The sequence below is a fragment of the Burkholderia latens genome (assembly GCF_902499045.1).
Classification (GTDB): Bacteria; Pseudomonadota; Gammaproteobacteria; order Burkholderiales; family Burkholderiaceae; genus Burkholderia; species Burkholderia latens.
On sequence record NZ_CABVPL010000043.1, the window covers coordinates 1 to 20,579 of the forward strand.

At 67.1% G+C, this 20,579-nt stretch carries 19 protein-coding genes and 3 pseudogenes; 17 read left to right on the plus strand and 5 right to left on the minus strand.

Annotated features, from left to right (window positions below; translation table 11 throughout):
* The 13 genes and pseudogenes from BSE24067_RS24030 to BSE24067_RS24085 all read left to right on the plus strand — a co-directional run.
* A pseudogene (locus BSE24067_RS24030) lies at window positions 1-190 on the plus strand (hypothetical protein); the annotation flags it as partial.
* 20 nt (window positions 191-210) lie between these two features.
* Window positions 211-507, plus strand: a complete 297-nt coding sequence (locus BSE24067_RS24035; RefSeq protein ID WP_151066328.1) for a hypothetical protein — start codon at window positions 211-213, stop codon at window positions 505-507.
* A gap of 25 nt (window positions 508-532) precedes the next feature.
* A complete protein-coding gene (locus BSE24067_RS24040) occupies window positions 533-1,804 on the plus strand; it encodes a pilus assembly protein TadG-related protein (protein WP_151066327.1) in 1,272 nt (423 codons plus the stop codon).
* A 43-nt stretch (window positions 1,805-1,847) separates the two neighbouring features.
* Window positions 1,848-2,351: a TadE/TadG family type IV pilus assembly protein gene (locus BSE24067_RS24045; RefSeq protein WP_174904886.1), complete on the plus strand. Its 504-nt coding sequence runs from the start codon at window positions 1,848-1,850 to the stop codon at window positions 2,349-2,351.
* Window positions 2,348-2,791, plus strand: a complete 444-nt coding sequence (locus BSE24067_RS24050) for a TadE/TadG family type IV pilus assembly protein (RefSeq protein ID WP_151066325.1) — start codon at window positions 2,348-2,350, stop codon at window positions 2,789-2,791. The genes BSE24067_RS24045 and BSE24067_RS24050 overlap by 4 nt, the downstream gene beginning before the upstream one ends.
* Window positions 2,792-2,812: 21 nt before the next feature.
* Window positions 2,813-4,021 (plus strand): AAA family ATPase, encoded by a 1,209-nt coding sequence (locus BSE24067_RS24055; protein WP_151066324.1) that lies wholly within the window; start codon window positions 2,813-2,815, stop codon window positions 4,019-4,021.
* A 19-nt stretch (window positions 4,022-4,040) separates the two neighbouring features.
* On the plus strand, window positions 4,041-5,408 hold the full coding sequence (locus BSE24067_RS24060) for a TadA family conjugal transfer-associated ATPase (protein WP_151066323.1): 1,368 nt from the start codon (window positions 4,041-4,043) through the stop codon (window positions 5,406-5,408).
* Between the two features lie 33 nt (window positions 5,409-5,441).
* Window positions 5,442-6,419: a type II secretion system F family protein gene (locus BSE24067_RS24065; RefSeq protein ID WP_151066322.1), complete on the plus strand. Its 978-nt coding sequence runs from the start codon at window positions 5,442-5,444 to the stop codon at window positions 6,417-6,419.
* 38 nt (window positions 6,420-6,457) lie between these two features.
* Window positions 6,458-7,438, plus strand: coding sequence for a type II secretion system F family protein (locus tag BSE24067_RS24070; RefSeq protein WP_151066321.1), 981 nt, complete (start codon window positions 6,458-6,460; stop codon window positions 7,436-7,438).
* 765 nt (window positions 7,439-8,203) lie between these two features.
* The gene (locus BSE24067_RS24075) at window positions 8,204-10,933 is read left to right on the plus strand and encodes a xanthine dehydrogenase family protein molybdopterin-binding subunit (RefSeq protein ID WP_151066320.1); all 2,730 of its coding nucleotides are present in this window, start codon (window positions 8,204-8,206) and stop codon (window positions 10,931-10,933) included.
* Window positions 10,930-11,343 (plus strand): (2Fe-2S)-binding protein, encoded by a 414-nt coding sequence (locus tag BSE24067_RS24080; protein WP_244130524.1) that lies wholly within the window; start codon window positions 10,930-10,932, stop codon window positions 11,341-11,343. Before BSE24067_RS24075 ends, BSE24067_RS24080 begins: the two co-directional genes overlap by 4 nt.
* Window positions 11,289-11,447 (plus strand): 2Fe-2S iron-sulfur cluster-binding protein, encoded by a 159-nt coding sequence (locus BSE24067_RS32645; protein ID WP_244130523.1) that lies wholly within the window; start codon window positions 11,289-11,291, stop codon window positions 11,445-11,447. The genes BSE24067_RS24080 and BSE24067_RS32645 overlap by 55 nt, the downstream gene beginning before the upstream one ends.
* Window positions 11,444-12,445, plus strand: a complete 1,002-nt coding sequence (locus tag BSE24067_RS24085; protein ID WP_151066319.1) for a hypothetical protein — start codon at window positions 11,444-11,446, stop codon at window positions 12,443-12,445. Before BSE24067_RS32645 ends, BSE24067_RS24085 begins: the two co-directional genes overlap by 4 nt.
* 18 nt (window positions 12,446-12,463) lie before the next feature.
* On the opposite strand, the gene BSE24067_RS24090 is transcribed toward BSE24067_RS24085, so the two are convergent.
* Both BSE24067_RS24090 and BSE24067_RS24095 read right to left on the minus strand, forming a co-directional pair.
* A complete protein-coding gene (locus tag BSE24067_RS24090) occupies window positions 12,464-13,726 on the minus strand; it encodes a serine hydrolase domain-containing protein (RefSeq protein WP_151066318.1) in 1,263 nt (420 codons plus the stop codon).
* Window positions 13,727-13,859: 133 nt separating this feature from the next.
* A pseudogene (locus BSE24067_RS24095) lies at window positions 13,860-14,201 on the minus strand (transporter); the annotation flags it as partial.
* 3 nt (window positions 14,202-14,204) lie between these two features.
* On the opposite strand from BSE24067_RS24095, the pseudogene BSE24067_RS24100 reads away from it, so the two are divergent.
* Window positions 14,205-14,384: pseudogene (locus tag BSE24067_RS24100) on the plus strand (helix-turn-helix domain-containing protein); the annotation flags it as partial.
* A 231-nt stretch (window positions 14,385-14,615) separates the two neighbouring features.
* On the opposite strand, the gene BSE24067_RS24105 reads toward BSE24067_RS24100, so the two are convergent.
* The 3 genes from BSE24067_RS24105 to BSE24067_RS24115 all read right to left on the minus strand — a co-directional run bounded on the left by BSE24067_RS24105 (window position 14,616) and on the right by BSE24067_RS24115 (window position 17,138).
* Window positions 14,616-15,725, minus strand: a complete 1,110-nt coding sequence (locus BSE24067_RS24105) for an S-(hydroxymethyl)glutathione dehydrogenase/class III alcohol dehydrogenase (protein WP_151066317.1) — start codon at window positions 15,723-15,725, stop codon at window positions 14,616-14,618.
* Window positions 15,726-15,782: 57 nt separating this feature from the next.
* Window positions 15,783-16,058: a formaldehyde-responsive transcriptional repressor FrmR gene (frmR, locus tag BSE24067_RS24110; RefSeq protein ID WP_151066316.1), complete on the minus strand. Its 276-nt coding sequence runs from the start codon at window positions 16,056-16,058 to the stop codon at window positions 15,783-15,785.
* Between the two features lie 117 nt (window positions 16,059-16,175).
* Window positions 16,176-17,138 (minus strand): LysR substrate-binding domain-containing protein, encoded by a 963-nt coding sequence (locus BSE24067_RS24115; RefSeq protein WP_151066315.1) that lies wholly within the window; start codon window positions 17,136-17,138, stop codon window positions 16,176-16,178.
* A 194-nt stretch (window positions 17,139-17,332) separates the two neighbouring features.
* On the opposite strand from BSE24067_RS24115, the gene BSE24067_RS24120 reads away from it, so the two are divergent.
* From BSE24067_RS24120 to BSE24067_RS24130, 3 genes are read left to right on the plus strand one after another with little or no spacing between them, the layout of a single operon-like run.
* Window positions 17,333-18,466 (plus strand): M20 aminoacylase family protein, encoded by a 1,134-nt coding sequence (locus tag BSE24067_RS24120; protein ID WP_420883504.1) that lies wholly within the window; start codon window positions 17,333-17,335, stop codon window positions 18,464-18,466.
* A gap of 52 nt (window positions 18,467-18,518) precedes the next feature.
* Window positions 18,519-19,313, plus strand: coding sequence for an ABC transporter substrate-binding protein (locus tag BSE24067_RS24125; protein ID WP_151066313.1), 795 nt, complete (start codon window positions 18,519-18,521; stop codon window positions 19,311-19,313).
* A gap of 60 nt (window positions 19,314-19,373) precedes the next feature.
* Window positions 19,374-20,558 carry a porin gene (locus tag BSE24067_RS24130; RefSeq protein ID WP_151066312.1) on the plus strand — a complete coding sequence of 395 codons (1,185 nt, stop codon included), beginning with the start codon at window positions 19,374-19,376 and terminating at the stop codon, window positions 20,556-20,558.
* Window positions 20,559-20,579: the final 21 nt, after the last annotated feature.

Sequence of the window (20,579 nt, forward strand, 5' to 3'; positions counted from 1 at the left end):
AGCCGCTCCGCAGCGGGATGCGGAGAGCGCGGCCCGGATCGCGCGGGTCGAAGCCACCGCCGCGCGACTCGCGGCCGCCGGCGCCGACGCGCCGGCCAGACCGGCCGCGCAGTCGAAGCGGCGCATGCCGGCGGCAGCGCCCGCGCAGGTCGCGCGCGCGAACGCGGAATCGCAATCCACCGATCGTTGAAGCCATCCAAGGGGACGCTCATGAAATCCGCCTACCTCGTATTCGTGCGCCGCGCGGCGCTCGCCGTCCCGCTCGCGTTCGCGCTTGCCGGCTGCATGTCGTCGACCCCGGTGTGGGACAGCCGCTTCGGCGATTCGGTCCGCACCGTGATGCGGGCCCAGATCATCGATCCGCATGCCGCCGAACACGCGACATCGGCTCCGGGCGTCGACGGCGCCGCGGCTGCCGCCGCACTCGACAACTACGACAAATCGTTCAAGCAGGTGCAGCCGCCGGCCAATGCGTTCGTGATCGGCATCGGCAAGGCCGGCCAATAACGACAGCATGCTCAGGGAGAACGCCATGTCCAGCGCAGTTCGTCATCCGAAACTCACGCGTCGCGGCCTGCATCGCCAGCGAGGCGCCGTCGCGATCATCGTCGGTCTCGCACTGGCGGTGATGATCGGGTTCGTCGGGCTCGCGCTGGACCTCGGCAAGCTGTACGTCACGCGCAGCGAACTGCAGAACAGCGCCGATGCGTGCGCGCTGTCCGCCGCGCGCGACCTTACTTCGGCCATCAGCCTGTCGGTCGCGGAAGCGAACGGCATCGCCGCCGGCCACATGAATCTCGCGTTCTTTCAGCAGAACGCGGTGCAGATGGAGACCGATTCGAACGTGACGTTCAGCGACTCGCTGACCAATGCGTTCCTGACGAAGACCGCGGTCACGACGCCGGCGAACATCAAGTACGTCAAGTGCACGACGTCGTTGAGCAACATCGCTCACTGGTTCGTCGAGGTGCTGAACGTGATTCCCGGCATGAAACTCGCGAACGCGGCGGAAGTGTCCGCGAGCGCGATCGCGACGGTCGGCGCCGGGCAGACGGCATGCGCGATTCCGGTGTTCGTGTGCCGCGCGGCGTCCGGCGCGCCGTACAAGGTCGGCGACTGGATCTCGTCGCCGTCCGGTTCGTCGACGACGTACGGGCCCGGCAACTTCGGGTGGGCCGCGCTCGACGGTTCGACGAACGAGCCGACCATCGCGAGCGAACTGTCCGGCAATACCTGCAACATCACGTCGCCGCCCGATCTCGGATCGACCGGCCTGAAGGCCGCGTCGCTGCGCGCGTGGAACACCCGCTTCGGCATCTACACGAACGGCGCCAACGGCTCGAGCGGCCAGCCCGACTTCACCGGCTACGCGTACGTCGGCCCGAACTACGGGCCGCCCGGGACCGCAGGCATCGTCGGCGACGCATACACGCAGTTCGTGCTCGATCGCGCGGCCTTCAAGTCCTACCAGGGCGACGGCGCGCCGCCGGGCGGCAGCGGCATCTCGACCAACGGCACCGCCACGGCAAGCAACTACCAGACATATGGCGGCGACCGCCGGCTCGCGCTGGCCCCCGAGGGCGATTGCTCGACGCTGTCCGGAAGCAGCGGCAAGGTGCACGTCACGCAGTGGGACTGCGTGCTGATGCTCGACCCGCTGCCGTTCAGCCCCGGCGCGGGCGGCGTCGTGGCCCATCTCGAATACCTCGGCTCGACGGCATCGGGCACCACGCCTTGTGCGACCCACGGCCTGCCGGGCAGCGGCAGCTCGGTCGGCATCAAGGTGCCGATGCTCGTTCAATAGAAGAGAGGCGACCATGAAAAGGCTTCCGATTCGCCGTTCCCGCATGCGCGGTGTCGCCGCGGTCGAATTCGCGCTCGTGCTGATGCCGATGATCGTGCTCGCGACGGGCGTGGCCGAGTTCGGGCGCGCGATCTACCAGTACGAGACGCTGACCAAGGCGACGCGCAACGCCGCGCGCTACCTGTCGGTCTACCTGCCGACCGACGCCGCCTATCCGCTGGCGCAGGCGCAGTGCCTCGTCGTCTACGGCGATACGACGTGCGGGACGGCGGGCACCGAGTTGCTGCCCGGGCTCACGACGTCGATGGTGGTCATTTGCGACGCCACGCATTCGACCGATTGCAGCGACGCATCGGATCCGCCGCAGTTCGCGAATCTGCCGACCTACGATTCGACCAACAACACGCCGAGCGGCACCGCGGCGGGCAGCATCAACCTCGTCGAAGTGAAGGTCAAGGGCTACAAGTACCAGCCCATTCCGGCATACCCGGGCTTGTCCGCGATCACCTTCGGCAACATCGTCACCGTGATGAGGCAAGTGTCATGAGCGCGCGCCATGTTCCGCTGCGTCAGCGCCGTGCCGAACGCGGCGCGGCGATCGTCGAGTTCGCACTGATCGCGTCGATCCTGATCATGCTGCTGATCGGCATTTTCGAATTCGGGCGCGTGCTGTTCTACTGGAACACCGCAAGCGAAGCCATGCGCCTCGGCGCACGCACGGCGGTGGTCTGCGACGTGAACGCAGCCGGTATCGCGAAGCGCGTGAAGTCGATGCTGCCGCTGCTGTCGAGCGCGAACGTGTCGGTCGGCTACACGCCTTCGGGCTGCGACATCAGCAGTTGCTCGTTCGTGACCGTCAGCGTCACGAACGTCACCGTCAAGACGATGATTCCGTTCGTGAACGTGTCGATCAAGATGCCGCCGTTCACCACCAGGCTGCCGCGGGAAAGCCTGAATTCCTCGACCGGCGGCGCCGCCTGTCAATAATCGAACCGACTGGGCACTGTCATGACCAATATCCTCGTAGCTTCCGACGACACCGCCAGGCTCACGCAGATCGCGCGCCTCGTCACCGAAAGCGGACGTTATCGCGTGACTCGCGCGGCCGGCCGTCCGTCCCAGATCGAGCATCGAACCGACGGGCTCGACGCATTCGACATCCTGCTGATCGACGGTGCGGCGGCCGACGCGGCCGAGATGTCGGCGATCGAGCGGATCTGCCGCCTGCACCCGGGCCTCACCGTCATCCTCGTGACCGGCGACGCGTCGCCGCACGTGCTGCTGGACGCGATGCGGGCCGGCGCGCGCGACGTGCTGCAGTGGCCGCTCGATCCGGCCGCGCTCGCGCGTTCGCTCGAACGCGCCGCCGCGCAGAGCACGCGGCGCGACCGTGACGATACGCGCATCGTGTCGTTCATGTCGTGCAAGGGCGGCGCGGGGACGAGCTTCGTCGCGAGCAACGTCGCGTACGAGATCGCCGAAGGCTCAAAACGCCGCGTGCTGCTGATCGATCTGAACCAGCAGTTCGCGGATGCCGCGTTCCTCGTCAGCGACGAGACGCCGCCGTCGACGCTGCCGCAGCTGTGCGCGCAGATCGAGCGGCTCGACAGCGCGTTTCTCGACGCGAGCGTCGCGCACGTGACCGAGAACTTCCATGTGCTGGCAGGCGCGGGCGATCCGGCCAAGGCAGCGGAGATGCGCGAGGACGCGCTCGAATGGATTCTCGGCGTTGCGTCGCCGCGCTACGACTTCGTGGTCTTCGACATCGGCGTCAGCCTCAATCCGCTGTCGATGGTCGGGCTCGACCGCAGCGACCAGATCCATCTCGTGCTGCAGCCGGCGATGCCGCACGTTCGCGCCGGCCGCCGGCTGCTCGAGATGCTCGTATCGCTCGGCTACTCGACCGATCAACTGCGCCTGGTCGTGAACCGGATGACGCGCGCCGGCGAGCGGACCCGCTCCGCGCTCGAGGAAGTGCTCGGCCTGCACGCGAGCTGCACGATTCCCGACGATGCCGACACCGTGCGCGAAGCGATCGACCAGGGGCATCCGGCATCGCGCGTCGCGCGCGCGGCCGCGGTCGCGCGCGCGCTGCAGGGATGTGCGAAGCAGATCGTCGAAGGCGACGTGCGCACGGTGCACGGCGCAACCAGCAGCGAACCGTTGATGTCCCGGTTGTTCGGCCGCAAGGCCACGCCGAAGCTCAAGTCCATGTGAATCTTTCGGGGAACCCATCATGTCATTGCGCGAACAGATGTCCTTGTATCGGGCTCAGCCGCAGGCGGCTGGCACCGAACCCGTTACGGCGGCGCATTCGTCGGTACGCGATGCGTATCAGAAGCTGCGCCGCGAAATTCACCTGGCCGTGCTGGAGCGCGTCGAACTGGAGCGCCTGTCGCGCCTGTCGCAGGACCAGGTCCGGCAGGAAATTTCGGCGCTGATCGCGCGCATTCTCGACGAGCAGCGCTTGCCCGCGAACGACATCGAGCGGCGTCAGCTCGCGATCGACGTCTACGACGAGATGTTCGGCTTCGGTCCGCTCGAAGCGCTGCTGCGCGACCCCGGCATTTCGGACATTCTCGTGAACACGTACCGGCAGGTCTACGTCGAGCGCGGCGGCCAGCTCGAGCTCACCGACGTGACGTTCTACGACGACGCGCACTTGATGAAGGTCATCGAGAAGATCGTGTCGCGCGTCGGGCGCCGCATCGACGAATCGACGCCGATGGTGGACGCGCGGCTGCCGGACGGTTCGCGCGTGAACGCGATCATCCCGCCGTCGGCGATCGACGGGCCGCTGATGTCGATTCGGCGCTTCGCGGTCAACCCGTTGAAGATGGACGACCTGGTGCGCTACCACAGTCTCACGCCGCCGATGGCGGAACTGCTCGACGCACTGGCGCAGGCGAAGGTCAACGTGCTCGTGTCGGGCGGCACCGGCAGCGGCAAGACGACGCTGCTCAACATCCTGTCCGGCTTCATTCCGCGCTCGGAGCGGATCGTGACGATCGAGGACGCGGCGGAACTGCAGCTGCAGCAGCCGCACGTGCTGCGCCTCGAGACGCGGCCGCCGAACATCGAGGGCAAGGGCGAGATCACGCAGCGCACGCTCGTGCGCAACGCACTGCGGATGCGCCCCGACCGGATCATCCTCGGCGAAGTGCGCGGCGCGGAAGCGCTCGACATGCTCAATGCGATGAACACCGGCCACGAAGGTTCGCTCGCGACGATCCACGCGAACACGCCGCGCGACGCGCTCACGCGGCTCGAGAACATGATCAGCGTCGGCGGCCTGACGCTGCCGCCGAAGACGATGCGCCAGCAGATCGCGTCGGCGATCTCGGTCGTCGTGCAGGCGACGCGGCTCACCGACGGCAAGCGCAAGATCGTCAGCATCCAGGAGTTGACGGGGATGGAAGGCGACATCATCAACATGCAGGAAATCTTCACGTTCAAACGCACCGGCGTGGACCGCGACGGCACGGTGCGCGGCCATTTCTGCGCGACCGGCGTCCGGCCGAAATTCGCCGAGCGGCTGCAGGCGTTCGGCATCGATCTGCCGGATTCGCTGTACGACCCGTCGCAGCGCTACGAGGCGAACTGACGACCGGCCGCGATCCGATCCCGGGGAGGTTTCATGGACTCGATCTTTTACGGTTTTGTGATTCTCACCTTCGTCGCCGTCGTGCTCGCGATCGAAGGCGTCTATCAATGGTGGAACGCGCGGCACGGCATGGCCGCGCGCCGGATCGAATCGCGGCTGCGTGCGATGTCGGCCGGCGGCAACGTGCAGCAGGAGCGGCTGTCGATTCTCAAGAAGCGGATGCTCGACGAGTCGAAGCCGTTCGATCGGCTGCTGCTGCGTGTGCCGCGCGTGCAGGCGCTCGATCTGTTTCTGCAGCAATCGGGCCTCGACTGGACGGTCGCGAAGCTCGTCACGTACAGCGCCGCGATTCCCGCGGCCGCTGCGGTCGCGCTGAGCGTGACCGTGTTGCCGATGCTGGTCGTACTGCCGATTGCGCTGCTGTCCGGCTGCATACCGGCGCTCTACGTGATGCGTCATCGCACCCGGCGCATGCGCAAGCTCGAGCGGCAGTTGCCCGACATCTGCGACATGATCGCGCGCGCGCTGCGTTCCGGTCATTCGTTCACGAGCGCGATCGGAATGGTCGGCGAGGAGTTCCCCGATCCGATGGGCGGCGAGTTCCGCGTCACGTTCGACGAGATCAATTACGGCGTGTCGCTGCACGACGCGCTGGTGAATCTCGCGACGCGCGTGCCGGTGCAGGACCTGCGCTACTTCGTGATCGCGGTGCTGATCCAGCGCGAGACGGGCGGCAACCTGGCCGAGCTGCTCGACAGCATTTCGGCGTTGATCCGCGAACGCTTCAAGCTGTTCGACAAGGTGCGCGTGCTGTCCGCCGAAGGGCGGTTGTCGGCCTGGATCCTCGGGTTGCTGCCATTCGGCACCGGCGCCGTGATGGCGCTGTTGAACCGCGAGTTCCTGTCGGTGCTCTGGACGGACCCCGCAGGCATCAAGATGGTCGTCGCGATGCTGGTGTCGATGGCGTTCGGGCTGTTCTGGATCTGCCGCATCGTCCGTATTCGCGTCTGACGCGCGTCACAGGCTTCACGAACCGTTTCGAGGCTGTCATGCAAAACCTGAACGTAGTACAGACCGTGATGCTGGCCGGCTTGTTCATCTTCGTCGCCGGCGGCGTGCTCGTCGCGATGCTGCTGTTTGCGCCGCGCAACATGCAGCGCCGGATCCAGCAGGCCAGCGGCGCGAGTGCGGGCATCGGCGGCGGCGTCGGTGTCGGCGACAACGGCGAGCCCGCGCCGCGCTGGGTCGCGAAGCTGGTCGAGATGTCGAAGCCGATCTCCAGGCTGTCGGTGCCGCAGGAAGGCTGGGAGAGTTCGCCGTTGCGTGTCCGGCTGATGAATGCCGGATGGCGCGACCCGAACGCGGCCGCGCTGTACTTCACCGCGAAGACGCTGCTCGCGCTCGCGCTGCCATGCGCCGCGATGCTGGCGCTGATCACGACGCGGCTCGCGGAACACCGGATGCTGCTGTCGTTCATTCTCGTCGCGCTCGCCGGCATCGGCTATTACGTCCCGAACGTGATCCTGTCGCGTCGGATCGCCGAGCGTAAGCGCAAGATCTTCGAGGACTTCCCCGACGCGCTCGACCTGCTGACGGTATGCGTGGAAGCAGGCCTCGGGCTCGACGCGGCGCTGATGAAGGTGAGCGAGGAGCTGCGCTTTCGCAGCGACGTGGTGGCGGGCGAGCTCGATCTGCTGCTGCTCGAGATGCGTTCCGGCTTCACGAAGGAGACGGCGTTGCGCAATCTGGCGCTGCGGACCGGCGTCGAAGATATCGAGTCGTTTTGCGCGATGCTGATTCAGGCCGATCGTTTCGGCACGAGCATCGCCGAATCGCTGCGCGTGCTGTCGGACATGCTGCGCACGCGGCGCCGGATGCGCGCGGAGGAGCGTGCCGCGAAGATCGCGCTGAAGCTGCTGTTCCCGCTGATCTTCTGCATTTTCCCTGCGCTGATGATGGTGTTGCTCGGCCCCGCGATGATTCACGTATATCGCGTGCTGCTGCCGACGTTCGTCGGTGTGGCGCCGTGAGCGGCCGGCAGGCGTCGCGTCGTTTGCGTCGGTAAGGAATGCATGGGCCGGACCGGCGAGCTTCGCCGGCCGGCACGACAAGGTCTTCATGGGAGGCTCCTCCTCCCCCCCGGGCGGCGTCGCGAGACAGGTCGATCATAGCGGCGTCAACGCAACCCGGACCCATGGTCGACCCTGGACGCAGCCGTAGTCCACTGCCCGCGCGGGTGGCCCCCTACGGCTAACCTCGAGCGCCGCCGCGAATCGCGGCGGTGTGCCGGCCGGGCCGAAGCCGCCGCGTCCCGCAGCCCGCCAGAAAATCCCCTTGAAATCCCCGATTCGAATTCCTACGATTATTCAAAATCAGGCTTGAACGACAACGCGAACGGGACGATCACCCCGCATCGCGGAAATAACGAACACACGAACACACGAACACGACGCCAGAAAATCAAGCGACTGCCCGACGATACGCACAACAGGCCAGTCGAGCACGATCAGGGCCGGGGGAAGCATGAACGAACACGCAGCGCGATGCACACCGCCTGACGCATCACCGACCAGGCGCGCACCCGCGAGGGCTCGATTCCAGCGGGCCAGATTCGCGGCGCCGCCCGGCATCGGCACGCGTCGTCTCCGTCCCGACTCCTGACGGCCGCCGCACCGCTTTCTCACCGACATCCTGCGCATCGAACGCACACGCGTATCGGCCTGCTCGCGGCCGGCGCGGCTGCGCGCGCCGCGCATTCGACGGACCGGCATAACAATTCGAACGAGGGACACAGCATGGCCATCCATGTGCCCGTGACACGCCGCACGTTTCTGAAGCTCGCCGGAAGCGGCGCCGTGGTTGCGGTGTCGGTGACGCATTTGCCGGCGCTCGTCCTGGCCGCCGACGACATGCACGCCGATGCGAACGGCCCGAGCTGGGCGCCGGTGCCCGGCCGCGCGCGCTGGCGCATCGACGGCATGCCGAAGGTCACGGGCCGGAAAATCTACGCACGCGATTTCAAGGCGCGCGACTTCGTCGGCTGGCCGCAGCAGGAAAACTGGCTCTATGCGCTGCGCTGCGACCGGGTCGACGCGGTGTACCAGGGCTACGACCTCGGCGTGCTGCCGCCGGCACTGCGGCCGATCGCCGTCGTCGACAACGCGGTGCTGAGCGCGCGCGGGATTCCGCTCGCGCCCGAGGCCGATCCGATCGCGAACCAGGACATCTACTGGCTCGCGCGAACCGGTCATCCGGCGGACTGCTACGGGCAGCCGGCCGCGCTGCTGATCTTCGAGAACTTCGATATCTATCGCCGCGCAAGGAAGGTGCTCGACTTCAATCGCGCGGTGATACGCTACGGTGCGCCGGTCGCGGCGAAGGAGGCCGCGCCGCCCGTGCCGTATTCGCCGGTGACCGTCTACGTACGCGACGACGATCGTCAGTTCAACTACGTCGACAACTACCAGACCGGCAGCAACGGCAAGCCGACCGAGAAATATCTGGCGGATCGCGAGGCGGCGGTCGCCGACATCGACGCGGCGATCGCACGCAACGCGGCCGCCGGCGCGTGGATCGGTGTTCGCGCGACCGGCGACGACGCGTTCGAGACGCCGGCGATCGACCCGATGTTCATGGAGCCCGAAGCCGGGCTCGCATGGTACGACGCGTCCGCGTCGAAAATGAGTCTCGTGCTCGGCACGCAATCGGCGAACGACGACGCGACGGGTGCGTGCGCGCTGTTCGACGGCAGCAGCGTGGCGGTGAAGGAGGCGCAAGTCATCGCGTGCTACCCCGGCGGCGGTTTCGGCGGTCGCGACAAATCATATTTCCCGCTGTATCTCGCGCTTGCGGCGCCGTTTGCGCGAGGCGCGCTGCGCTGGCAGCAGTCGCGCTACGAACAATTCCAGGTCGGCCTGAAACGCTGCGAGACGCAATTCTCCGAATCGCTGTGGTTCGACCGCCGCGGCAAGCTCGAGGCGATCACCTGCGATTTCCTGATGAACGGCGGCGGGAAGAAGAACCTGTCGCCGTACGTCGCGCAGCTTGCCGCATTGAGCGCGATGAGCTGCTACGAGATTCCGCGCGCACGCGCGCAGGCCGCATCGACTTATACACGCGAAGTGTTCGGCGGGTCGCAGCGCGGCTTCGGCGGCCCGCAGGCGTTCATGGCGATCGAGACGCTGATGGACGAGGCCGCGCGGCGGCTCGGGCTGTCGCCGTTCGAGATCCGGCGCGCGAACCTGCTAGGCAAGGCGCCCGGACTCGGCAAGGGGCGCGCGATCACGGGCGCGCCGATCCTGTTCGACTTGCAGCTGGACGCGTTGCTCGACCGGCTCGAACGCCATCCGCTGTGGCTCGAGCGCGAGCAGGCGCGTGCGGAGCGCGGTGCGCGCAATCTCCGGTACGGCGTCGGCCTCGCGATGGCGAACGAGGCATACGGCACGTCCGGCGACGGAATATACGGCATGGTGCAGATCCTGCCCGACAGCAGCGTACGCGTGATCACGCCGTATACCGACATGGGCAACGGCGCGGCCACGACGCTCGGTCTCGCACCGGCCGAATTTCTCGGCCAGAACGCGCAAACGATTGCGATGAGCGAGATCGGCCCGTTCAACGCGCTGGGGCTGAACCCGAAGCTCGCGCAAGGCGATCCGAAGTGGGTGCGCTACAACTACGGTTCGTCGAGCGCGTGCCTCGGCGCGTTCCACCAGTACCACGCGGTGAAGGGCGCCGCGCAGGTGCTGTTTCTGCAAAGCGTGCTGCCCGCCGCGCGCGCATGGTGGGGCGTACCGGTGCGCGCCGAGGACGTGCGCTGGGCCGATCGCGCGCTCGTCGCGAACGGTCTCGCGCCGATTGCGTGGCCGGCGCTGCTCGGCACGATCCGCAAGCTCGGCCTGCAGACGGTCGCGGCCGTGCATGCGAGCTATGCCGGGTTCTTCTGGAAGGGAACGTATCCGTTTGCGTCCGGCACCGCGCAGGTCGACTACGACTATGTGGCGGTCGGCCTCGATCCGTATCGGCTGACGCCCTTGAGCCGCGTGCTGCAGGCGCCGCCGGTCAATACGGCGCTTTACGGGCGCACGACGTATGCGCCTTCGGCGGCGCTCGTCGCCGTGTCCGTCGATCCGGCGACGGGGCGCGTGAAGGTCGAGCACGTGGTGACGGCCGTGAGCGTCGGCCGGCAGTTGTCGCCGGAGCTCGTCGAAGGCCAGTCGCAGGGCGCGGTCGCGATGGGGATCGGCAACGTGCTGACGGAAACGTGTCCGCTCGGGCCGGACGGACCGGGCGGCGGCCGCTGGAATCTCGATCGCTACGAGGTCACGCGGCTGCCGGACGTTCCCGTGCAGGAGCTGATCGCGCTGCCGCCGCCCGGCGATGACCCCGCGAATGCGCGCGGCATCGCGGAAGCGGTGATGTGTCCGATCGCGCCTGCGCTGCTCAACGCGCTCGCGATGGCGACGGGACGGCGGTTCCGCGTGACGCCCGTGACGCCGGAGAAGATTCTGGAGGCACTGCAATGAGGGATCCGGTGCGGATGATCATCAACGGCGAGCCCGTCGAAGCCGACGCAGGCGACGCGGACATGAGCCTCATCGACTTCCTGCACGAGCGGCGCGATTTGACGGGCACGAAGCTGTGCTGCGGCATCGGCGTGTGCCGCGCGTGCACGGTCGGCGTGCGCAACGCGCCGGGCGCGCCGATGGAAAAGACGCTGTCGTGCTCGACGCCGGTCAGCGCGATGGCCGGCATGCACGTGTACACGATCGAGGGCCTCGCGCAGGGCGGCGCGCTGTCGCCGCTGCAGCAGAGCTTTCTCGAATCGTTCGCGTTCCAGTGCGGGTACTGCGCGTCGGGCTTCCTGATGGCCCGACCGCGATGCTCGATCATCTGCGCGCGCAGCCGGTGCACGAGCGCGATCTGGACGCGATGATCGAAACATGGGTGGGCGGCAACATCTGCCGGTGCACCGGTTACGTGAAATACATCGAGGCCATCCGCAAGGTGGCCGCGCGTTACACGAAGGGGGCGGCATGACGATCAGAATCTGCGTCGCCGCGCTGGCGGCGCTGTTCGCCGCACAGGTCGCGCCCGTCGCGCTCGCAGCCGATGACGGCGATGCGTCGCTGCACGCGTATGCGCAGCAGTGCGTCGACGAAATCGGCGAAATCCCCGCATTCGACTGCAATGCCGGCACCGACGTGCCGATCACCGTCAACGGTCGCGTGCCCGCGCGCTATGCGCCGCACATGACGTGCGACCGCCCGGCGCTGCTGCCGTATGACGCGCCGACGTCCGGACAGTGCACGCCGTACTCGAAGATCCTCGACTTGTCGCACGGCGACACGCAGATCTCGGCGTTTTGCCGCCGCAAGCAGATCCGCGCGAACCGCAGCCCGTATTACGACGAGGTCGACATCGTGCTGCACCATGCGGGCAACGGCAAGACGTGCTGGTTTCATGCGGAGAAGAGCGGCACCGCCGGCATGAACGCGGCGCGCGTGCCGCCGCCGAACGAGACGACGCCGCCGCCCGGCCATCCGTCCGCGGCGGCGTTCTGGTGGAAGCCGGCCGCGACCGCGACGAAGCGCTGCGTGTCGTGCCACGACGCGAGCCCGGTCATGTACGGCCCGTGGATCGGGCAGGTCTGGAACAAGGTGCCGACCGATCCGTGGGGCAAGTACGTGAATCTCGGCGCCGACTTCGCGTCGTGGACGTCGCACGCGATCAGCACGCCCGGCAATACCTGCATCGGCTGTCACCGGATCGGCGACCAGAACAGCTGCAAGATCTACGTGCCGCTCGCGGCCGGAATGCTGCCGCCGCCGGCGGGCAGCAACGCGCGCGCGAGCCGGTATCCGCTCACGCACTGGATGCCGATCGACAACAACCGGAGCCTCCCCGAGTGGACCGTCGCGAACGCGAAGTCGGTGAGCGACCTGCTCGAATGCTGCTCGGCTCGCGGCAGGAACGATCCGAAGTGCAGCTTCACGCCGGCGGCGCAGGCGGGGGAAGCGGTTCAGACCGTGAAATAGGCCCGCCGCGCCGGACCGTCACGGTCGCCCCTCGCTCGGCACATCGCTCGCCTTGCTGAGCTCGCCCATGATGATCCGCGCGATCGCGTTGGCCGGTGCGATGCCGTCGGGCCCGGCCGCCGTGTTCGCCCACGTGACGATCGTCGTCTTCGTCACGGGATCGTAGCCCGCGAACGTATTGAAACCGGGTATTTCGCCGGTGTGCCCGTAGAACGTGCCGAATTTCGCGAGCCCCATGCAGTAGCTGGCGGAAGCCGGATCCGACGGATCGGTCGGCGTGCAGCTCGCGAGCCGCTGCGCCTGAAGATCGGCGTTCAGGTAGCCGCCGCCGACCATTCGCTGCACGTACGCGGCCAGTTCGGTCGCGGTCGAGATGCCGGAGCCGGCGGTCCATGCCCACGACGTGTTGACGGTCGTCACGTCGGTCGGCAGTAGCGTGCCGTTCTTCGCGGCCGCCTGACGTGCCGGCGACAGCGTGTCGCTGTCGATCGTCTCGACGTTGGTGCCCCACTGATAACCGCGCGGCGCCGGCGCCGGCAATGCGGTGTTCTCCTGCGGCGGCAGCGTGGTCTCGGTCAGCCCGAGCGGCGCGAACAGTCGCGTCCTGATTGCATCGGCGGCGCTCATGCCGGTGAGCTGCTCGATGATCCGGCCGAGCAGCACCGTATTCGTGTTCGAGTAGCGAAAGTCCGCGCCCGGCGCGAAATAGACCGGCTGGTTCTCGGCGATGGCCAACAGTTCATCGATGGTCCACACCTTGTTCGGCTGCGCATCGAGCGTCTCGTTGAACGCGAGGCTCGTCGAGTAGTTATAGAGGCCGCTACGCATCGTCAGCAACTGCTCGATCGTGATCGAGTCGCCGTTGGGCACGTTCGCGACGTACTGGCCGACGTGGTCGGTCAGCTTCAGCTTGCCTTCCTGCACGAGCTGCAGAATGACGGTGCCCGTCCACGTCTTCGTGACGCTGCCGATGCGGAAATGCGCGTTCGTCGGGATCGGCGTATTGGCGCCGCGCACGGCCGTGCCGAACGACGCGAGCCAGTTGCCTTGCGGTGATTGCACGTAGACGACCGCGCCGGGCGCCATCGTGTCCGCGAGTACCGCGTCGATCTGCGGGCGCGCCTGCGTCGCGTAAGCCGGTTCGCCGGAGTCGATCGAACTGTCGCCGCCGCAGGCCGAGACGGCGATGCCGACGGCCACCGCCGGCGCAACCGATGCCACGCGGTGCATCAGCCGCTTCGCGGCGCGCGGGAAAAGCCGGGGAGGAGCAGACGTCGTCATCGCATGTTCCCTTCCTGTTCGTGATGCGTGGGTCTCCTTGCCATCTCCAGAACTATAGGACACGGATTCGCGCGCGACGGCGCGCATCGCATTCATCGGACGATACCGGCCGGGACGCCGGCCGGATCGCGCATCACCGGAAATGATGCACGTACGGCAGCACCATTCGCGTGCGCTGCGGCCGGTCGCGCGCATAGACCTCGAAATGCGCGTTGAACATCAGGTGATCCTGCGGCGAGAAGCTCTACATCGCGCCGGGCCCGATCGCGAGCACGGCTTCGCACGTGCCGGATACGTCCTGGCCGTTCGCCTTCATGCCGGCGGTCTGCCGCAGCCAATAGCCGTTCAGCCCGAGCCGTAGCCCGGGCCGGACCTCGTACCCGGTCGCGAAGTTCGCAGGGTTGGCCAGCGTCGACGTCGCGTCCGGCCCGAGCGCGGCGGCCGGTTCGTGATTGATCGCGTTCCACAGATAGTGCCGTTGCGGTTGCAACTTGTGCGCGACGAACTGCTCGACGACGCGACGCCGGCGCTCGCGCCGGTGACGGACATCGCGCTGAAACGGGGCTTCGCGCACCTCGGACGATTCGCGATCGACTATAACCGCGCATTCGGGGAATCGCCGTCGGCGACGCTCAGGATGCGGCGCGTGCGGGGGTGATGCGATTGACCGCGTGGCGGCTTCGTTGCTTCGGATGGTGACGTGGCGTAGCGCGGTGCACGCAACCGCACTCGAATCGGCATTGCGCAGCGGGAAGTGGCAATGCGATGACGACCGTTGCCGGTCTGAAGCAGAGGGGTTGAACAAGCAACACGCCGGCAAGCCTCACGGCTTGCCGGCATGATCACGCACGGAAACCGGCTACGGCAACCGGTTTCCCGCCGCGTGTGTTCAGTAATGCACGACGGTCCGGATCGACTTGCCTTCGTGCATCAGGTCGAACGCTTCGTTGATGCCGGTAAGCGGCTTCGTGTGCGTGACGAACGGCGCGAGCTGGATCTTGCCGGCCATTGCGTCCTCGACCATGCCCGGCAGTTCGGAGCGGCCCTTGACGCCGCCGAACGCGGTGCCCAGCCAGCGGCGGCCGGTCACGAGCTGGAACGGACGCGTCGAGATTTCCTGGCCGGCGCCCGCGACGCCGATGATGACCGACTGGCCCCAGCCGCGGTGCGCGCATTCGAGCGCCGCGCGCATCACGTTGACGTTGCCGATGCACTCGAAGCTGTGGTCGACGCCCCAGCCGGTCATTTCGACGATCACCTGCTGGATCGGCTTTTCGTGATCCTTCGGATTCACGCAGTCGGTCGCGCCGAACACGCGCGCGAGGTCGAATTTGCCCGGGTTCGTGTCGATCGCGATGATGCGGCCGGCCTTCGCGAGCTTCGCGCCCTGGATCACTGCGAGACCGATCCCGCCGAGACCGAACACGGCGACCGTATCGCCTTCCTGCACCTTGGCCGTGTTCTTCACCGCGCCGAGGCCCGTCGTCACGCCGCAGCCGAGCAGGCACACCTGCTCCGGATTCGCGTCCGGATTGATCTTCGCGAGCGACACTTCGGCGACGACCGTGTATTCGCTGAACGTCGAGCAGCCCATGTAGTGATAGATCGGCTGGCCGTTGTAGCTGAATCGCGTGGTGCCGTCGGGCATCACGCCCTTGCCCTGCGTGGCACGCACCGACACGCACAGGTTCGTCTTGCCGCTCTTGCAGAACAGGCACTCGCCGCATTCGGCGGTGTAGAGCGGAATCACGTGGTCGCCGGGTTTCACGCTCGTCACGCCTTCGCCCACTTCGACCACGATGCCGGCGCCTTCATGGCCGAGCACCGCGGGGAACAGGCCTTCCGGATCGTCGCCCGACAACGTGAACGCGTCGGTGTGGCAGACGCCGGTGTGGGTGATCCTGACGAGCACTTCACCCTTGCGGGGCGGTTCGACGTCGATTTCGACGATCTGCAGCGGCTTGCCCGCCTCGAATGCGACTGCGGCACGTGATTTCATGGGAGTTTCCTTTAAAGAATCATCGAATGGAGCGGTACGTCGACGATCGCGCGCCGGTCAGCGCAAATAGGACCGGACGAGGTTCACGATATCGTCGATCGATTCGGAGACAGGCCGCGGAGCATCCGCGAGCTGGGTGAATTCCTCGCGCAAATGGCTTTCGAGCACGCCGGCCATCACGCCGTTGATCGCGCCGCGGATCGCAGCCAGTTGCTGAAGCACCGGACCGCAGTCCGCTCCCTCCTCGAGCGCCTGCTCGAGCGCGTTCAACTGCCCGCGCACACGGCGAACGCGGGTCAGCACACGTTTCTTTTCTTCGGGGGAATGCGGCATGGGAGGATGATCGGTTCCGGATACTGGGGGGCAGTATAGAACACGGCGGCGCCGGCGGTCTACCCGGTCGTGCCCGGATCCACGATGCCGGGGCACGCGGTGTGAGCGCGGCCAGCGTCAGATCAGCAGTTCAAGCGTGCGAAACAGCGCCAGATCCTCCTTCCTCGCCGAGCGCGCATGCCGCCGGATCGCGTGCAGCAGGCAGTCGATGAAGCAGCGCGCGGCCTCGCTCAGCGTACTGCTGCGGCGTGCGACGATGCCGAGTTCGCTCGGCTCGAACGTCTCCTTCAGCGGCAGCACGCGCATTCGCTCGCCGAACGACGGCACCGCCGCGAGGATCGTCGGGCACCACGTGCACATGCCGGCCTGTTCGAGCATCGTCTGCAGCATCGCGACGGACTGCGCGCGCACGATGCGCCGTTCGTCGATCTGCGCGCCGTGCCGCGTGAACAGATAGTCGACGAGTGCGGCCTGGCCGTCGGCCGACGAATTCAGCACCCAGTCGCAATCGAGCAGGTCATGCACGGATTTCGCGCGTTCGCGCGGGTGGCCGGCGCTCACCATCACCGACGTGTCGTAGCGCAGCAGCGGTTCGAACGCAAATTCCCGCGCCACGCCGCCCGGCTGCACGTGGCCGAGCGCGAAATCCATGCTGCCGTCGCGCAGCAGCGGTTGCGCGACGGCCATCAGCGCCTCGTACAGCTCGAGCCGCACGTCCGGCATCCGCTCGCGGAACTGCAGCACGGTTTCCGCGAGAAACGTCATCGTCAGCCACGGCGTGACGCCGACGCTCAGCCGCCCCTCGACACGCCCGCGCATCCGCTCGAGATCGCTCCGCGCGTGCTCGAGCTGCTTGAGCACGAGCTTCGCGTGCGTGAGCAGCGTCTTGCCGTATTCGGTGAAACCGATGCCTTCCGGCGCGCGCACGAGCAGCGGCAAGCGCTCGCTGGCCTCCAGTTCGCGCAGCGCGCGCGTGACGGCCGCCTGCGACAGCCCGAGCGAGCGTGCCGCGCCGCGGATGCTCCCGGCCTCCGCGCTGGCGACGAGCGCCTGCAACTGATGCAACTTGATCGCGGTCATGGTGTGAAGGGCGGCGAAACGATGCGCCAGCCGACAACGAAAGGTTGTCATCATAACGAAACTGCGACTGTTCGCCGGTATTTTCGCTGCCTACGATCGCGTCACGATCCGCCGCTTCGGCGATCGGCAACCGGGGAGTATCGACGTTGGACAGAACACGCATTGCGCCCGAGATGGCAGTCATCGAGACGGAGATGATCGCGCTGCGCCGCCGGTTGCATACGCATCCGGAACTCGGTTTCGACGAGCATGCCACCAGCGAGCTTGTCGCCGAATGCCTGACAACATGGGGTTATCGCGTCACGCGGGGCCTCGGCGGCACCGGGGTGGTCGGCACGCTCGTGCGCGGCGCGGGCAAGCGGCTCGGGCTGCGCGCGGACATGGACGCACTGCCGATCCAGGAGACGACCGGCCTGCCTCATGCGAGCCGGCGCGACGGCGTGATGCACGCGTGCGGCCACGACGGCCATACGGCGATGCTGCTCGCGGCGGCACGCTGTCTCGCCGAGCGCGCGCGCTTCACCGGCACGCTCAACGTTATTTTCCAGCCGGCGGAGGAAGGGCTCGGCGGTGCGAAGCGTATGCTGGACGACGGGCTGTTCACGCAGTTTCCGTGCGATGCCGTATTCGCGATGCACAACGTGCCGGGGTTGCCGGCCGGCGTGCTCGGCTTCTGCGACGGCCCGGCGATGGCGTCGGCCGACGAGGTGCGCGTGCGCGTGGCGGGGCGCGGCGGCCACGGCGCGGCGCCGCATACGACGATCGACCCGGTGGTCGTGTGCGCGTCGATCGTGATGGCGCTGCAGACGGTCGTGTCGCGCAACGTGAGTCCGCACGAACTCGCGATCGTGACGACCGGGTCGATCCACGCAGGCACGGCTTCGAACGTGATTCCGCCGCATGCGGATCTCGAGCTGAGCGTGCGGGCGTTGTCGCCGGACGTGCGGGCGCTGCTCGAACGGCGCATCCGCGCGATCGTGCGCGGCCAGGCCGAAAGCTACGGCGCGACGGCCGAGATCGACTATCGCCGCGGCTATCCGGTGCTCGTCAATCACGCGGCGGAAACGGCGTTCGCACGCGATGTCGCGCGCGAATGGGGCGGCGATGACGCACTGATCGCGCATCTGCCGCCGATCGCGGCGAGCGAGGACTTCGCGTTCATGCTCGATGCGTGCCCGGGCAGCTACCTGTCGATCGGCAACGGCAGCGGAAACGGTGACGGCGCGACAGGTTGCGGGCTGCACCACCCCGGCTACGACTTCAACGACGCGTGCGTCGCGATAGGCGCGAGCTACTGGATCGCGCTCGCGGAGCGCTACCTCGCGTGAGCCGACGGACGGATTCGATTCACCTTCAACGACGGCAACAGGGAGACGGGAAATGAAACAGTGGATGGCGGCGCTCGCGGTGGCGCTGACGGCAACGACGATGGCAGGGGCTGCGCACGCGGGCGACTGGACGGGCAAAGAGATCCGCCTCGCGGTCGATCCCACGTATCCGCCGCTCGAATACAAGCAGCCCGACGGCACGCTGGCCGGCTTCGGGATCGACATCACGAACGCGCTGTGCGCGGAGCTGCATGCGCGCTGCGTGTGGGTCGAGTCGAGCTTCGACGGAATGATCCCGGGGCTGCTCGCGCGCAAGTTCGACGTGATCGCGTCGTCGATGACGATCACGCCGAAACGCATGCAGCAGATTGCGTTCACGAACCGGATCTCGAATGCGCCGGCGCGCCTGATCGCGCGCAAGGGTTCGCCGCTGCTGCCGACGGCCGCGTCGCTGAAGGGCAAGCGGGTGGGGGTCGAGCAGGGTTCCGCGCAGGCCGACTATGCGATCGCGAACTGGCAGCCGGCCGGCGTTCGGATCGAGTCGTACCAGAACCAGGACCAGGTGTACGCCGATCTCGTGACGGGGCGGCTCGACGCGGCGTTCCAGGCGTCGATCGCGGCGAGCGACGGTTTCCTGAAGAAGCCGCAGGGCAAGGACTTCATGTTCGCCGGCGGGCCGATCGACGACGCGAAGTACTTCGGGCAGGGCGACGGCCTCGGCTTGCGCAAGCAGGACACCGGCTTGCGCGACGCATTCAACCGCGCGCTGGCGACGATCCTGGCGAACGGCACGTATCAACGGATCAACCGTAAGTACTTCGATTTCGACATTTACGGCGCGAAGTAAGCGTCGCCGCAGCACACCGCGCCGGGCCGGTTGCGATCATCATACCGATAAGGAAAACGAATGAACTGGAGACTGTTTTTCGTCGCGATGCCGGCGTTGTGCTCGGCACCGGCGTTTGCGCAAGGCAGCGTCACGCTGTATGGGCTCGTCGATGCGGGCATCGACTATACGAACGACGTCGGCGGTCACGGCGCGTGGCAGATGGCGAGCGGGTTCGCGCAGGGCAGCCGCTGGGGGCTGAAGGGCAGCGAGGATCTTGGTGGCGGCTACAGTACGCTGTTTCAGATCGAGAGCGGTTTCAACGTGAACAGCGGCACGCTCGCGCAGGGGGGCCGCATGTTCGGGCGGCAGGCTTACGTCGGCGTCGGCAGCACGCGCTTCGGCACGCTGACGCTCGGCCGCCAATACGATTCGGTCGTCGACTATCTCGCGCCGACGACCGCGAATGGCAGCTGGGGCGTCTATCCGTTCTCGCACCCGCTCGACAACGACAACACCGGCAACACGTTCCGCGTGAACAACACGGTCAAATATGCGAGCCCGGATTTTGGCGGCTTCTCGTTCGGCGGCACGTACAGCTTCAGCGACGACACCGGGTTTGCGCACAACCGGCAGTGGAGCATCGGCGCGCAGTACGAGCACGGCGGCCTGCTCGTCGGCGCGGCGTTCCTGAATGCGGACAATCCGGGAGCGACGGCCGGCGGTGCGGTCGCGGGTTCAGGGGCGGCCGGCGCGGATGCGAACTTCGCGTCCGCGCGGCTGCGGATCTTCGGCGCGGGTATCAACTACACGGCCGGGCCTGCGACGGTCGGGTTCGCGTATACGAACAGCAACGTCACGCGGCCGACGGCGAACGTCGGCTACCTGTTCGGCGACGAGACGATCGAACCGGTGACGGGGCCGCTCGCCGGCGGCACGGTCACCGCGATCAAGTACCAGAACGTCGAGGTGAACGGCAAATACCAGTTCACGCCTGCATTTTTCGTCGGCGCGCAGTACGTGTATACGACCGTGCGTTACGACGCGACCACCGGCGGCGCGACGCCGCAGATCCATTCGGTCGGGCTGATGGCCGACTACAACCTGTCGAAGCGCACCGACGTTTACGTGATGGGCGCGTACCAGCGGATCGCAGGCGACGCGACCGGCTCGTCGCTCGACCACGCGTATATCCCGGGCGCGGCGGATCTGTCGTCGACGTCGAAGCAGTTGATGGTGCACGCGGGAATCCGGCACAAGTTCTGACCGGATGGGGCGGGAAGGGCG